This is a genomic window from Paenibacillus cymbidii (genome assembly GCF_004764705.1).
Classification (GTDB): domain Bacteria; phylum Bacillota; class Bacilli; order Paenibacillales; family NBRC-103111; genus Paenibacillus_AN; species Paenibacillus_AN cymbidii.
The window spans coordinates 73,177-87,755 of record NZ_SHLX01000017.1; the positions used below are offsets into that span (position 1 = coordinate 73,177).

Annotated in this window: 11 protein-coding genes; 6 read left to right on the top strand and 5 right to left on the bottom strand. The window is 60.6% G+C overall.

What is annotated here, in order from left to right; translation table 11 throughout:
• Positions 1 to 15: 15 nt before the first annotated feature.
• Genes EXY20_RS22445 through EXY20_RS22470 form a run of 6 tightly spaced genes read left to right on the top strand, consistent with a single transcriptional unit; the run spans position 16 to position 6,876 of the window.
• The gene (locus EXY20_RS22445; RefSeq protein WP_135554355.1) at positions 16 to 801 is read left to right on the top strand and encodes an amidohydrolase family protein; all 786 of its coding nucleotides are present in this window, start codon (positions 16 to 18) and stop codon (positions 799 to 801) included.
• Positions 798 to 1,640, top strand: a complete 843-nt coding sequence (locus tag EXY20_RS22450) for an amidohydrolase family protein (protein ID WP_135554356.1) — start codon at positions 798 to 800, stop codon at positions 1,638 to 1,640. Before EXY20_RS22445 ends, EXY20_RS22450 begins: the two co-directional genes overlap by 4 nt.
• Positions 1,637 to 3,133 carry a hypothetical protein gene (locus tag EXY20_RS22455; protein WP_167859435.1) on the top strand — a complete coding sequence of 499 codons (1,497 nt, stop codon included), beginning with the start codon at positions 1,637 to 1,639 and terminating at the stop codon, positions 3,131 to 3,133. The genes EXY20_RS22450 and EXY20_RS22455 overlap by 4 nt, the downstream gene beginning before the upstream one ends.
• A gap of 3 nt (positions 3,134 to 3,136) precedes the next feature.
• The gene (locus EXY20_RS22460) at positions 3,137 to 4,375 is read left to right on the top strand and encodes a M24 family metallopeptidase (RefSeq protein WP_135554358.1); all 1,239 of its coding nucleotides are present in this window, start codon (positions 3,137 to 3,139) and stop codon (positions 4,373 to 4,375) included.
• Positions 4,372 to 4,755: a sensory rhodopsin transducer gene (locus tag EXY20_RS22465; RefSeq protein WP_135554359.1), complete on the top strand. Its 384-nt coding sequence runs from the start codon at positions 4,372 to 4,374 to the stop codon at positions 4,753 to 4,755. The genes EXY20_RS22460 and EXY20_RS22465 overlap by 4 nt, the downstream gene beginning before the upstream one ends.
• Before the next feature lie 21 nt (positions 4,756 to 4,776).
• Positions 4,777 to 6,876, top strand: a complete 2,100-nt coding sequence (locus EXY20_RS22470; RefSeq protein ID WP_135554360.1) for a hypothetical protein — start codon at positions 4,777 to 4,779, stop codon at positions 6,874 to 6,876.
• A gap of 439 nt (positions 6,877 to 7,315) precedes the next feature.
• On the opposite strand, the gene EXY20_RS22475 is transcribed toward EXY20_RS22470, so the two are convergent.
• The 5 genes from EXY20_RS22475 to EXY20_RS22495 all read right to left on the bottom strand — a co-directional run bounded on the left by EXY20_RS22475 (position 7,316) and on the right by EXY20_RS22495 (position 14,525).
• On the bottom strand, positions 7,316 to 8,707 hold the full coding sequence (locus tag EXY20_RS22475; RefSeq protein WP_135554361.1) for a glycoside hydrolase family protein: 1,392 nt from the start codon (positions 8,705 to 8,707) through the stop codon (positions 7,316 to 7,318).
• Positions 8,708 to 8,819: 112 nt separating this feature from the next.
• Positions 8,820 to 11,042, bottom strand: a complete 2,223-nt coding sequence (locus tag EXY20_RS22480) for a DUF5703 domain-containing protein (RefSeq protein ID WP_135554362.1) — start codon at positions 11,040 to 11,042, stop codon at positions 8,820 to 8,822.
• Positions 11,043 to 11,051: 9 nt separating this feature from the next.
• Positions 11,052 to 12,641 carry an extracellular solute-binding protein gene (locus EXY20_RS22485; protein WP_135554363.1) on the bottom strand — a complete coding sequence of 530 codons (1,590 nt, stop codon included), beginning with the start codon at positions 12,639 to 12,641 and terminating at the stop codon, positions 11,052 to 11,054.
• Positions 12,642 to 12,731: 90 nt separating this feature from the next.
• Positions 12,732 to 13,616 carry a carbohydrate ABC transporter permease gene (locus EXY20_RS22490; protein ID WP_135554364.1) on the bottom strand — a complete coding sequence of 295 codons (885 nt, stop codon included), beginning with the start codon at positions 13,614 to 13,616 and terminating at the stop codon, positions 12,732 to 12,734.
• 15 nt (positions 13,617 to 13,631) lie between these two features.
• A complete protein-coding gene (locus EXY20_RS22495; RefSeq protein ID WP_207671322.1) occupies positions 13,632 to 14,525 on the bottom strand; it encodes an ABC transporter permease in 894 nt (297 codons plus the stop codon).
• Between the last annotated feature and the right edge of the window lie 54 nt (positions 14,526 to 14,579).

Below are 14,579 nucleotides of genomic sequence, written 5' to 3' on the forward strand. Positions count from 1 at the left end.
AAAGAGGTGCGAAGGATGAAACTTATCGATTGCAGCTGCGCCATCGGCTACAAAACGATCAACTACGAGGTCGTCAACCACGAGAATTTTATTGTGCGGGAAAAAGTGAAGCAGGCGCGGGACGCGGAGGAGCTGCTGCAGGAGCTCGACTTCTGCGGCATCGACGCCGCTGTCGTCAGCCACAATACGATGGCGGACGTCGATCCCGATTACGGCAATCGCCAGGTGACGGCCGAGGCGGCCAAAGCGCCGGAGCGGCTCATTCCGACCTGGACCGTGCTGCCGCCGGTCACCGAAAGCCGGTATGCGCCGGAGCAGCTGTTTCCGCGGATGAAGGCCGGCGGGGTGCGGCTGCTGCGCGCTTATCCCGAGCGCAACCGTTACATGCTGAATGCGGTCGCGATGGGCGACCTGCTCGGCGAAATCGCCGCCGCCCGCATCCCGCTGTACGTGTCGCCGAGCGAAGGCTGGCAAACCGTATATGGCGTGCTGCAGGAGTTTCCGACGCTTACGGTCATTCTGTACAACTACGGCCTGTGGAGTCATGCGCGTTATACGTTTCCGCTGTTCCGGGCGTACCCCAACTTCCATATGGAAACCGGCGATATGCAAACAGCGGGCGAAATCAAGGAAATTTGCGCCAAGTTCGGTTCGGAGCGGCTGCTGTTCGGCTCCGACTTTCCCAGCAACAATATCGGCGGTCCGCTGGCCACGCTGCTTGGCTCCGGCATCGCCGAGGAGCATACCTTGAACATCGCGCACCGCAATATCGAGCGGCTGCTGAGCGAGGTGACGATATGAGCACGAAGACGATGGCTAACCGGTCGCGGCTGGCGCAGGAGTTTGTCGAAACCGGCAAGCTGGCGAGCCTGCCCATTCTCGACATGCACACGCATATGGGGCCGTTCTACGGCACGTATTTGCCGGAAGCGAACCTTGCGACGATGATCGCCACGATGGACCGCGAAAACATCGGCTGGATCATTTCCGCGCCGCACAGCGCGCTGTTCGATCCGATCGGCGGCAACGCGGAAATTCGCGCCGCGATGACACAGTATCCGGGCCGCGTCTACGGCTATTACGCCGTCAATCCGCATTACGATCACGATCTCGACCGCGACCTTGCCGAATACGACAGCATCGACGGCTTCGTCGGATTCAAATTTCTGCCCGATTATCACAAGTATCCGCTCGACGGCGACAAGTTCCGCCGCATCTACGAGTTCGCCAACGAGCGCGGCTTGCTGCTGCTGTCGCACACGTGGGGGCACAGCCCGTACAATCCGCCGCAAATGGTGGAGGCGCTGGCCCGGAAGTACCCGAACATCACGTTCCTGCTCGGCCATTCCGCTCCCGGCGAAAGCGATGTGGCCATCGAGCTGGCTAGCCGGCTGCCGAACGTGTACCTCGAGCTGTGCGATACCCATCGCCTGAACGGCATGGTCAGGAAGATGGTCGACCGGGCGACGTCGGAGAAAGTGCTGTTCGGCACCGATTACCCATGGTACGACCCGTATTATTGCCTGGGGAGCATCCTGTTCTCGGGCATCGAAGACGAAGACATGATCAACATCATTCACCGCAACGCCGCCAGGCTGTTGCCGGACAAAGCGAAAAGGCGGAAGGAAAGCCCATCATGAAGGACACGGAATGGATCGAATCGTTCGAGGTTGCAAAAGGCGGGGTGTACGGCGATTTGCTCAGCGTGCGGACGGAGGAGCGGGAACTGACGGTCGGGCTGCTGACGGTAGGCTTTTTCGAATATTGGCGGATGTTCCCGGACACGCTGCGGGCGAATGTCGAGCAGGATATGGCCCGCGTCTACGGGCATTTGCAGGCGCGCGTCGGCCGTGTGGTTTGGCCCGGGCTGACGCATACGCTCGATACGGCGGACGAGGCGGGGCGTATGCTGGCGCGGGAGCGAGTCGACCTGATCGTGTATGTGGCCGGCACGTATTGCCCCGATTATATGGCGATCCAGGCGTTGTCGCACATTCGCCACGTCCCCGTCGTCATGTTCAACACGCAGGAGCGCCCGGAGATCGAGCTGGACGGCAACTACGAGCACATCATCCGCAACAGCGGGCTGATCGCCAATCTGCAGCTGGCGGCGACGTTCCGCAAGATGGGCTGGTACCGCGACTTGAAAGTGGTCGTCGGCACGCTCGATGAGGATGCCGCTTATGAGGAAATCCGCAAATATGTGCAAGCGTACCAGGTCTATCTGGCCCTCAAACAGACGAATATCGGCGTGGTTGGCCATGTGTTCCGCGGGATGTACGATTTTGAATACGACAAGACGATGATTAAAGGAACGCTCGGCCCGAACGTGATCGCGATTCAGATCGATCATTTGCTGGAGCAGTTCGGGCAGGCGCAGGAAGCCGAGATCGCCGCTGTCGTTGCGGAAACGAAGCGGAAATTTGCAATCGTCGGTTTGGGCGAGGACGACATTTCCCGGTCGGCGAAGTTTTATTGCGCGCTGCGCGGCACGATCGAACGCTTCCGGCTCGATGCCGTGACGCTGCTCGGCCAGCATTACACCGAGGAGAAAACCGGCACGACGTCCTATTTGGCCAACACGCTTCTGCATGAAGAGGGCCGGTATGTCGTCAACACGGAAGGCGATATCCACGGGTTGATCATGATGGTCATCATGCGCCGTTTATCCGGGCAAATGCCGACTTATGCCGAATGGGGCGAATACGACGAAAGCCTGAACGCGATTCTGATGGTGCATCACGGGTACGCCAATCCGAATTACGCGGCGGACCGGCAGACGGTCAAGGTGAACCGTTCCCCCGAGCAATGGGGGCTGCAGGGCAAAGGGTTCGGCTTCGAATATACGCTGCGGGCGGGCGTCGTCACCGTCGCTCACCTGATCATCGATGCGGACGGCTACAAAATGCTGATCGTCAAAGGAGAGGCACTGCCTGTCAAGGCGAACATTCCGTGCGAGGAGATTACGGCCGTCGTCCGTTTCGGGCAGCCGATCAAATCGTTCCTCAAGGCGCTGATCAAGGAAGGGTTCGCCCACCACTGCATCATCGCTTACGGGGATTTGACCGAGGAGCTTGGGTTGATCGCCGGTTTTATGGGCATTCGCAAAGTCGAATACGGAAGGGGAGATTAGGGCATGAACGCGACATCGGCCACACCGGCAATCCCGGCGGATGAGTTTGCCGCCCGGGCGGAACGCCTGAAATCGTTGATGCGGGAGCACGATCTGCAAGCCTGCCTGATCTACGGCGACGAATATCGCAAAGAAAACCTGCGGTACATCGGCAACTATTGGCCGCTCTTCGAGCGCGGGGCCGCCATTGTGCCGCTTGCGGGGGAGCCGATCGTCATCGCCGCGCCGGAAGGCGAAGTCATGTGCCGGGAGATGAGCGCCTGGCCGGATATCCGGCTGCTGCCCGAATTTACGTGCGTCACCGTTCCGGACGCGATCGAATATCCGCTGGCGCACTACACGAGCCTGAGCCGGATCTTCGCCGGCATCGCCGAATCGCTGCCGCTGCGGCGGCTCGGCGTCGTTGGCCTCGACGCGATGCCGGCCGGCTTGCTCGGCGCGATCGAACGCTGCCGCGACGGCATGGAGATCGTCGATGCGGGCGATCTGCTGTTCCGGCTGCGGATGACCAAGTCCGGGCGCGAAATCGCCTGCCTCCGCGAAGCGGCGCGCATCGCCGATGCGGGCTACAAGCTGATGATCGAGCAGGCGAAGCCCGGCATGACCGAACTGGAGCTTGCGGCGATCGCTTACGGCGAATGCACGCGGCAAGGCGCGGAGTTCATGCCGTTCTGCGTGCTGACGAGCGGCGACCGGGCGAGCACGATTATCGGCCGGCCGACGCGAAAGGTCATCCGGGACGGCGACATGATCATGGCGGCGATTGCGGTGCAGGTGGAAGGGTATGTCGCTACCGTAGGCTTTCCCTTCGTCGCCGGCACGATGAGCGAGGAGCAGAAGGCATTCATCGGGCTGCTTGTCGAGGCGGAAAGCATCGCCTTGTCCAGGCTGAAGCCGGGAGTGCCGCAAGGCGAGTTGGTCCGTGCGGTGAAGGCGTATTTTGCCGATCGGGGCGTGACGGCGTACGACCTGTACCCGCCGCTGCACGGCTGCGGCTTGGCGGAAGCCGAATCGCCGTATCCCGACGAACGGACGGAAACGTTGTTCCGGGCGGGCATGACGGTGAACACGGACGTCAGCCTGTTCGGCCATCCGCACGGTTCCAACCGCATCGAGGAAAGCTTGCTCGTCACCGAAGACGGCTACGAATCGATGTCGCGGCTGGTCCGGACGCTCAGCGCGAATTGGCGGCAATTCGGCGTCATTTCGACCGAGGCCGGGCGGGAAGGAAAGCCGTCATGAGCAAACAAGGGGCCAAAAACTGGTACGTCATCGACGGTTATTTGCCTTATCGGGGAAAAGTCGCCGCCGATTCGGAGCCGTTCGAAGGCCATGAAGCGATCATGATTCTGAATTGCCATGACGAGGATGCCGCCATCTTCATGGACATTTATTACGAAGACCGGGAGCCGGACATGGCGGTTGCGCTTGCCGTGCCGGCCCGCCGGGTCCGATGCTTCCGGATGGACCGCCCGGACGACATCGGCGGCATCCGGCTTGAGCGGCAAATGCAGTATTCGCTGCGCTTCCGCAGCAGCGTGGAGGTCATCGTGCAATACGGCCGTATGGACGTCGCCCAGCCGAATTTGGCGTATATCGGCTTGCTGGGCTATTCGGAATGACCGAAAGGGAGCGAACGACAGATGGAAAAGCTGAAAAACGGCAAAGTGTTCATATGGATGCAAATGCTCGGCTTCGAACGCAACGACCCCGACCGCGGGGCGGCGCGATTTCTGGAACAGACCGGGTTTGTTCCCGACGGCGCGTGTGCGCTGCTGTTCCATCCCGATTTTGTCCACCAGCATCGAGGCATGGATGAAGAATACGAGCTGCACGCCGACAATTGCGCCTATTACGGCATTCCGCGCAACGCGGAGCGCGAGCGGCAGCCGTGGACGAACTACGATGTGCGCACGCTCGCCGGCAACCTGCGCGAAGCCGGCACCGGGCTGTACGCCGGCATCATGGGCAGCTCGATCGGCAACGCCTTTCATCGCGAGTGGATTGCCGACCATCCGGAAATTCACCGGCATACGCGGAACGGCGGGCGCAGGGGGCATTTTGCGCTGAAGCGGTTCAAGGACGGAACGTACTACGAGGACTTCTTCATCGAGCGGTTGTGCCGCACGCTGGTCGATTACGGCTTCCGCGGCGTTCATCTCGCCGACGGCTTCTGCCCGAACGGCAACCTGTATCACGGCGACTACTCGACCGACCTGGTGACGCAGTTCGTCGACCATACGGGCTGCGTCCTGCCGGAAGGCATCGCGGCCGCGCTCGGGAACGACGAGGGGGAAGCGGAGGACGCCCGCGGCGACTGGATCTGGTCGAGCGCCCGCGCCGAGTGGATCGAGTTCATGTGCTGGCGCTGGGAAAGCTTCTTCCGCAAGCTGTGCGCGCGCGTGCACGCCATCGGCTGCGAAGTGATGGTGCTCGGCATGTACTGCACCGATCCGTTCGAGACGAAGTACTGCCTCGGCATGGACATGGCCCGGATCATGCGCGCCGGCGTCGATTATTTGACGGCGAATATTTTGCCGACGAGCTGTTATGTGGCGTCCCCGTGGGATACCCAGGAATATTTCTTCCACCGCTACATGGCCATTGCCCCCACAACGGCGGCGCATATTCGCGACGGCCGGCTCGTTTCGATGGTCGGCCTGCAGGACGCCACCGAAGAATGGGACATGATGAAGCATATGCCCTGCCTGCACGAACGCGACCTGTACACGATGATGGCGTACCAGCTTGCGGAGAAAGGAGGATCGCGGCGCGCTCTCGAAGGGTACTTCCTTTGTCTCGGCGACGGCATCAAACGCGCGGACTGGGACTGGGAGCGCGAACGAATGGAAATCGCCTTCTCCGCCGACGTCGAACGCACGTTGTCGCCGGCCATGCTCTGGTCGGACACGGCGTACGAAAATATGCTGGCCGAATACATTCGCACCCGCCGCTGGACGCCGTTCAAGCTGTTCTACGAGCTGGCGAAAGCCGGCACCCATTGCGGCGCCTGCGTTCGTTCGGACGACCTGGACGCGTATACGGGCGCGCTGCTCGTTCCCGACTTCGATCTGCTGTCGCCGGAGGAACAGCGCACGGTCGCGCGTTACGATCGCGGCGCCGTGATCGCCACCGCGCGGCCCGGCTTCAACCCGGCTCAGTACGGCATCCGGCCGACCTTCGTATTCGCCGACCGCTTCAGCAACCGGCCGCTGACCGCCTTCGCTTTCGGCGCCACTCCCGCCGAAAGCACCGTTGCGGCGATCGAGGCGTTGCTGGCGCGTGACGACGGCGCACCGAACCTGGAAGGGGACCCGGCCGATGCGGCGGATTTCCCGTACACCCTGGTCGATACGCTGCCGTTCGCCAAGGTGACGACCGGCTTCCGCGACGCGCTTGCGCGGCTGCTGCTCGACTTGTCCGACTGTCCGCTCGCCTGCGACATGCCGTATCTCGCGTTCCGGCTCAAGAACGGCCATTGCCGGCTTTATTTGTTCAACAACACCGATTCCCAGTACCGACGGGCTTTCGTGTCGATGAAACAACCCGTGGCGGGTACGCGCATCGTCTCCAGTTTCCCGATTTTGCCCGTTCGTTACAAGGAGGTGGCGACGGGAGGGCTGATCCATCACTACACTGGCGAACAGACGCCGAAACCGAGCTTCGAGGTCAAGCTTCAGCCCGGCGGCGTGACGATTCTTGATGTGTTTCCCGAGCCGGCGACGGTGCCGGCGGCACAGTAGGCAGCCTGTCGGGTTTTCGGGCCGCAACGCGACGAACGGTCGCTTGCGGCTCTTTTTTTTGGGGGCCGGCCCTTGACCTTCCGGTTGCCGGAAACAAAATGGACTTCGGCGGGTTCTACTTGGCCTACTTGTTCGATCCGCAGGGCATTCGCATCGGGCTGATCGAGTACAAGTAGCGGAGCCGGAAGCAGAATCGGCGACGCAGCGGTGGCGCCCGTGGCGGGTGCAAGTGAAATAGCCAGTGAAACATGGCTTATTGGCGGCATTTCGCCTGTGGCAGCAGAAATAGCCAGTGATTTCACTGGCTATTTCTCGTGAAACGTTCGATTTTGCGACAAAATGGTCGCGATAACCAGCGATTTCACTGGCTATTTTCGACGAGACAGGCAAAAAGGCACGAATAAGCCATTTTTCACTGACTATTTTCAGACCCCGCGAATTACTCCGCCCCCATCACCGGCTGCAGTCCCGGCAGATCGGATGCCGCCCGGATGGTGCCGGGTCCCGGCTGCACGCGGGCAACGAACGACGCGTCCATGACGACGCTGGCCGCCGTCTGCAGCGTGATCGCCTTGTTCGGCACGCGGTTCTCGACGACATCCCACTCGCCCGGGTGGCGGAAGACGCAGCCAAGCAAGCTGACGGCGGTAGGCAAATAATCGTCCATCGCCCGGTTGCCCTCGAAGAGGATATTGCTGTCCTTCAGGCTGGCTCTCGTGACCAGCAGCGCGTCGACCGGGGTGTTGATCCGCAGCAGCGGCTTCTTGTGGTCGTGCAGCACGCGGATGTGATCGAACATCAGCTGCTCCTGGCTGGGCACCGGCGAACCGGGATAGTAGGAGCGGCTGTACTTGTCGTTGTCGAAATGGATGGAAAATCCGATGCGCGCCTTGCCGAGGCTGATGTTGCGGAACGTAACATTGCGCACGCCCGCCGTATACGTCACATCGTCCTGCACCATCGCCCAACTGATGCCGTCGAGCACTTCGATGCCATGCTCGTGCACCGGCTGCGTATGCGATACGTAGACCGTGGCATCCGGGTCCGCCTTGACCCGGTACAAGCGGCCCGCCGATACGACGGTGTCCGACTTCTGCACCTCCATGCCGGGCCGCCAATCGCTCCATCCTCCCGCGAGAATGCGGCAGAAGAAGCCGACCGCGCCTTCGTTCGCCTCATCGCGCGCGAGGTCGCGACAATTTTCGACGACCCCGTCCTCGATCCAGCCGAGCTCGGGATTGCCGACGTCGTAATCGTGGGCATTCAGCGCCACGGCATCGTCATACGTCTCGAAGACGCATTCGCTGATGTGGAACCGCCGCCCCCGGCCGAGATGGACGCCGTCCTTGTCGCCCTTGATGATCGCGTCGCGCACGATGACGTCCTCGAAGGTGCAGATGTGGATGGCATATTGCATCTTGCCGAGGTCCAGGCAACGAAAGCGCTCGATCCGCAAATCGCGGACGTAGAAGAAGGCGAGCTGTCCGTGCAAGCCGAACACTTCGAACTTGCGAATGTCCATCCCGTTTACGACGATGTGCAAATTTTCAATCGCAATGCGGGTATCGTACGTTTTGGTAAGCGCGCCCTTGTTCAGGATGACATGGCAGAACGGCCCTTCCTCGTCTTGCTTCTGCACCGTTATGCCATTGCCGAACACCAGGGTCGTATAGCTGCCGATGTAAACCGTCCTTGCCAGCTTGTACACCCCCGGCCGGCTGACGACGATCGTGCCGCCTTGGTCCAGGGCGTTCTGCAGCGCCCGGGCATTGTCGAGCCCCGTCGCTTCCGGCGCGAATCCGAATGAAGCCGCATTCACGAATGCTTCCATAATCGTTCCTCCGCTTTTTCTGATCTGCTGTCATGGTGTCAATCGCAACCGGCGGCATGTCCGGGACCGGGCGCCGCATTGGCGAAGGTTCGCCCGATCCGCCATCTGTGCGTTATCGCACCGTCGGGGGAGCGTCCGGTCCGGAGCCGATCACTATGTCGGCCGCGCGCGACGGCGGTTCGACGACGCAGCGCACCAGCGTCCCGTTGCGGTACTCGGCTTCCACGGTCGTGCCGCTGTCCGCGTGCAGCCTGAAGGCCACATCGATGTGCTGCGGCCAGGCGAGGAGCACATGGATTCGCCCGCCACGGCACTGAATCAGCATCGCTTGCAGGGCGATCATCGCAACCGAGCCGGTGTCCTGATCCGGCACCCAGTCGAACGACGGGCCCCAGAAGGCCGGGAAGCGGATGGCGGGGTCGGTCGCCTGAAAGTTGCTTGCGACATCGCGCAACGATTCCTCCGCCAGGCCCAGATAGGCCGATTGGATGGCGTCCTGTGACCAGCCGCCGGTCCGTTTCGTCAATCGGGCGGCATACGTGCGGCGGCCGATCGCCGCGCCGGGCGTGCCGATCGCATACAAGGGATAAGGGAACACCGCGTACAGCTCCGGGTTCTCCGAGTTCATGATCGGCCCCATCACTTGCTCCGCCGGCAGAAGCACCGTCTCATCGCCGTCGCCCCGCTGCGGAATATGCGGAAGCTTGGCCAACAGCCGTCGCCAACGGGCCAGCAGCCGGCGATCCCGGATCGGGCCGTCGACAAGCAGCCGGTCCAGGACGAAGTGAAGGCCGGCGATTTCCGGCAGCGGATTGACCGCTTCATGCCACGTCTCCAGCGAACTGGCCGGTTCGATCGTCAACGCGCCGCTGCCGTCGCGCGGGTAGTGCCGATCGTAGAAATCGAGAACAGCCGTCGCCATCGGCTGCAAGGTGTGCCGGACGAAGTCTTCGTCGTCGGCGTACGATGCGTAATCCAGCATGATCGCGAGCAGCTCCAGGCCGCCTTGCAAATAGTGGCGAATGTACGCATTCGCGACAATGCCCGGTTCCATGCCTTCGCGGTTCCAACCGTAATTGTCGTTGGCGTAGGTGCCCCAGAAATTCATCGTCTCCGGAAAATAGGCGCCTTCATGCCCATAATACAATGTTGTGCGCAGCTGTGCCAGAGGCAAAGCGTCGCGGTACAGCTTGAAAAACGGCTGCATCAGATCGAAGTCGCCCGCCGCCAGCATCGACCAGTAGATCAGCCGCGTGTTCTGGAACCAGTACGGTCCGCCCCAGCGGCGATAATCGGGGTTGTAGTTTTCGCGACCCAGATGCAGATGCTCGCTGTCCAGGTCAAGCTCCATCGTAAAGATCGAACCGTTGAACTTGATCGGATACGTGCCGCGTCCGGCGCACGCATTCATGTACCGCTGTAAAACATAGCCTTGCAGCACGCCGGTTACCCGTTCGTCGTCCGAAGCGATCCAGCTCCGCTGCCAGAAGGCGCGCCACCACGCCCGGTGCCGCTCGCGGCTCGTCTCGAGCGGAATCGCGACGCAGGCGGCGGCGCTTTGTTCGAGCTGCCGCAGCCAGTCGTCGACGGTTTCCGTCTGCGCGCAATGGGCGAACAAGGCAAGCCGCCAGCTCGCCGCCGGACGCGACGACGCAAGCTCCCGCAAGCTGCTGCGCGCCAGGCCGTCTCCCCGCGCGAGCACGCCGAAGGTGCGCCGCAGCAGCGGGTCCCGGAAGCGTTCATCGTCGACAGGTAGTCCCTGCAGCCGCATATTGTCCGCCCACACCGATCTTTCATTGCGATGGTACCAGACGAGTTCGTCGCCTTTCGCGTCGTGCACGGTGTCGGCTTCCACGATGATGGGAGCCGCACCGCCTTTCAGGCCGTAAGCCATATGCAGCTCGCTGCCGGCAAGCGGACGTCTCTCCGTGCGCCACGATTCGTTCGCGACCTGAAGCTCGATCTCCCGATCCGCCTCCGCTTCGATCCGGGCGACCGGCTGGTGGGCGTCCACCCAGATCCGGTAGCGGATCTGTTCGCCGGCTTCGCCGATCGCGACCGCGATTTCGCCGTCCGCCAGTCGCAGCGTTTGCCGGAACGCCGCCGGCGGACCGACAGGCAGACGGCTACCCGCCAGGGTAGCCGTTATGCGAATGCGGCCCAGCTTGAGCAAGCTGCCGTTCTCGTCCCATGCGTCCGTCTTGGCGATCAGCAGGAACAACGATCCGTCCTGTCCGGCCCATACGTTGAGCCCGATGTCGCCGTTGCCGAGCGGCATCGAACCGCTGGAGACGCCGCTCGGCGTCTCCCATACCACATCATGTCTGGTGTCCATGGTGCACTCCTATTTTTGCGCCTGAGCCGCTTGCGACGCTTTGAATTCGCTGACGATCTGGGCGTAATCGGCCGAACCGGTCACGCTTTTCACAAATTGGTCCCATTCGTCGAACGTCATCTTGCCGACGACTACTTTGACGCGATTGTCGTCCAGATCTTTGGTCAACTGCCCCCACTTGGAGACATACGTATCCGAGGTGAGGCCAAGCGTCAGGAACGGATTCTTGAAATCGGTCTTGAACGCTTTCTGGCTGGCTTCCACAACCTTCTGCATGTTGTCCAGATCGGCCTGCGAGGCGCCCAAATCTTTATGCTCCTGGGCAAAATTCCGCGTCTTGTTCCACGTCAGGCTGCCGAACGCTCCTACCATATCGGCCTTCACTTTATCGGGGATCGGCACTTTTTTGCCGTTCTCCACCTTGTAGTGGATGTTCTCCAGGCCCCAAGTCGTCACGTCGAACCATTCGTCCGATGCGGCGTAGTCCCAGAATTTGAGCAGGCGCGGCAAATCCTCCTTCGGAAATTTGCTGCTGACCAGCCCGGGATAACCGAAGCCGGGGGAGAAGTCGAGCGCATGCGCCTTCGGTCCGCTGAGCGGCATCAACAGCATCGCCGTTGCGCCGGGGCCCGCTTTGTCGAGAAAATTGCGTCCCGGCGACTGGATCCACGTCTGGTACGTATGGTTCGCGCCAACAGCCTTGCCGTCGTTAAATACCGATGCGCCCTGGCCCAGCGGGAATTCCGGATCGATCGCTTTGGCGTCGTACAGCTTTTTGACCCAGGCGAGGAAGTTTTTGTACTCCGGCATGAAGGCCGAGTAGACGAATTCTCCCTTGTCGTTGATCCCCCAGTCTCTGACGCCGGTAAACGCGTTGGCGAACGCTTTCATGCCCGAACCGTCCATCGCGTTTTTGCCCTGGAAGCTGAGGCCGTACAGCTTGGGCGGATTCGCCAGCTTCGTAATCACGTCGGCGTATTCGTCCACCGTTGTCGGTACCTTCAGCCCCGACTTTTCAAAAATGTCTTTCCGCAGCCACACGCCGCTCCACACCACATCGTTCAAGTTGCGAGGGAGGATGTAATTTTTCCCTTTGTATTTCGAAAACTCCCACAGGTCTTTCGGATAAGCGGCCAGGTTCGGATAGTTTTTGGCAAAGTTGGGGTCCTGGATGTAAGGGGACAGGTCGGCGAACATGCCGCCTTTGATCGCTTGTTCGATATTGGCCGACATCAGCTGCCCGGAAGGCTGGATATAAGTGAAAATGTCGGGAATGGAGCCCGATGCCAGCGTCACGTTGGCGCGGTTCGTATATTCCGCCGTCGGGATCCAGGTTACGGTGATGTCCGTATTCGTCCGTTTCTCCAGTTCCTTCAGAATGATGTTGTCATCCGTCGGCACATCGCCTGACGTGGTGACCATCATCGAAATTTTCAGCGGCGCCTGCGGTTTGGCCGAAGCGGCGGAAGCCGCCGGCGTTGACGGCTTGACGGAGCTCCCGCTTGGTGACGGCCCAGCATCCTTGCTTCCCGACGAGCACGCGGTAACGAACAGAAGAACCGAACCGAGCGCAGCCGCCAATCCTTGTTTACGATTCATGCCTGTAACCTCCCTGGTATGGTCTTGCTTATATCAGTAAGGAGAACAAGTTCTCCGGTACTGCCTGTGCCGTTGTGCGCCTTGCCCTTCCTACCCTTTCACCGAACCGATCAATACCCCTTTGGCAAAATGCTTCTGCAGGAACGGATACACCAGCAGAATTGGCACCGTCACGACAACGACCGCCGCCATCTTCAGCATTTCCGGATGCATCCGCTGGCGGCCGATAATGTCGCTGACCGCCGTCGCATCGACGAACTGTTCAATCGAAGCGGCCATCACCATCAGCTGCAGGAATACTTGCAGCGGCCATTTGGCCACATCGTTGATGAACATAATGGCCGGAAAATACAGATTCCAGTAGTATACCGCGAAGAACAGCGTAAAAGCGGCCAGCGGCGCTTTCGACAGCGGCACGACGATCCGGAAGAAGAGGCCGAGATCGTTGCTGCCGTCGATTTTCGCCGATTCCTCGACTTCCTTCGGCAAGGATTGAAAGAAGCTCTTGAGCACGAGCAGAGTCCAGGCGTTGGCCACGCCGGGCAAAATCAGCGCCCAACGCGAATCGATCAGCCCGAGCGAACGGATGACCAAGTACAGCGGGATCAGTCCCGGAGAGAACAACAAGGTAAACACCAGCAGGTTCAGGATCCACTTGCGCCCGGGAAGCGTAGGCTTGGCCAGCATGTAAGCCATCATGGCGCTGACGGCAATGGCCAGCGGCGTGCCGACAAGCGTAATGAACAGGCTGGAGCCGAGCGCGTCGGTAAAACCATGGCCGGACAAGATTACGCGATAAGCGTCCAGCGACCAGCGCTGCGGCCACAGAACCAACTGCCCCGGCACATAAGCCGTCTGATCGGTAAAAGAAACGATGACGACATACAGGAACGGGTAAAGCATCGTTGCCGACAGGAGAAACAGGATGATCGCTATCGTCGTTTGGTACGCATGTTCTTTGATCGAACCGGGCATCGGCCGCCCCTCCTTTTACCAGATTCCTTCCTGTCCCCGGCGTTTGACCACCGCATTCGACAGCAGCACGAGCACGAGGCCGACAACCGACTTGAACATGCCGATGGCCGCGCTGTAGCTGAAATTGGCGCCTAGAATGCCGATCTTGTACACATACGTATCGAACACTTCCGACAGCCGGGTGTTCAACGGATTTTGCAGCAGCCACAGCTGTTCGAAATTGACTTCGAGCATATGGCCGAGATTGAGCAGGAACAGGATAACGATCGTCGGCACAATCGCGGGCAGCGTCACATGGCGGATTTGCCGCCATTTTCCCGCTCCGTCCATGCGCGCCGCCTCGTACAGCGCCGGGTCGACCCCGGCGATCGCCGCCAAATAGATGATCGTTCCCCAGCCGATTTCCTTCCACATGCTCTGCAGCACGACGATCGGGTAAAAATAGCGGGTGTCGAACAGAAATTTGACGGATTCGCCGCCGAAATGAAGGATGATTTTGTTCACCAGCCCTTGTTCCGAAGAGAGGAACAGATAGGTCAGGCTGGCGACAAGCACCCAGGAAATGAAATGCGGCAAGTACACGACGCTCTGCACCACACGCTTGTATACCTTCCATCGCAACTCGCTCAGCAGCAGCGCGAGCGCGATCGGCGCCGGAAACAGCAGCACCAGCGTCAGCAAGCTGATCGTAAACGAATTGCGCAGCAGCAGCCAGAAGTCGGGATCGACGAACAAGCGGCGGAAGTGCTCGAGCCCGATCCATTCGCTCTTCCACACGCCGAGGAAAGGAGAATAGTCTTCGAAGGCGATGAGGATGCCGTACAGCGGCATATACTTGAAGACGATAAAAAACAGCATGCCGGGGAGACCCAGCAGGTACAAATATTTGTGGCTTGCGATTCGTTTCATGCCCATGCCCATCCTCCGATTGCCGTTGCCGCTTCGCTTCCGTCCGGGCGCTTC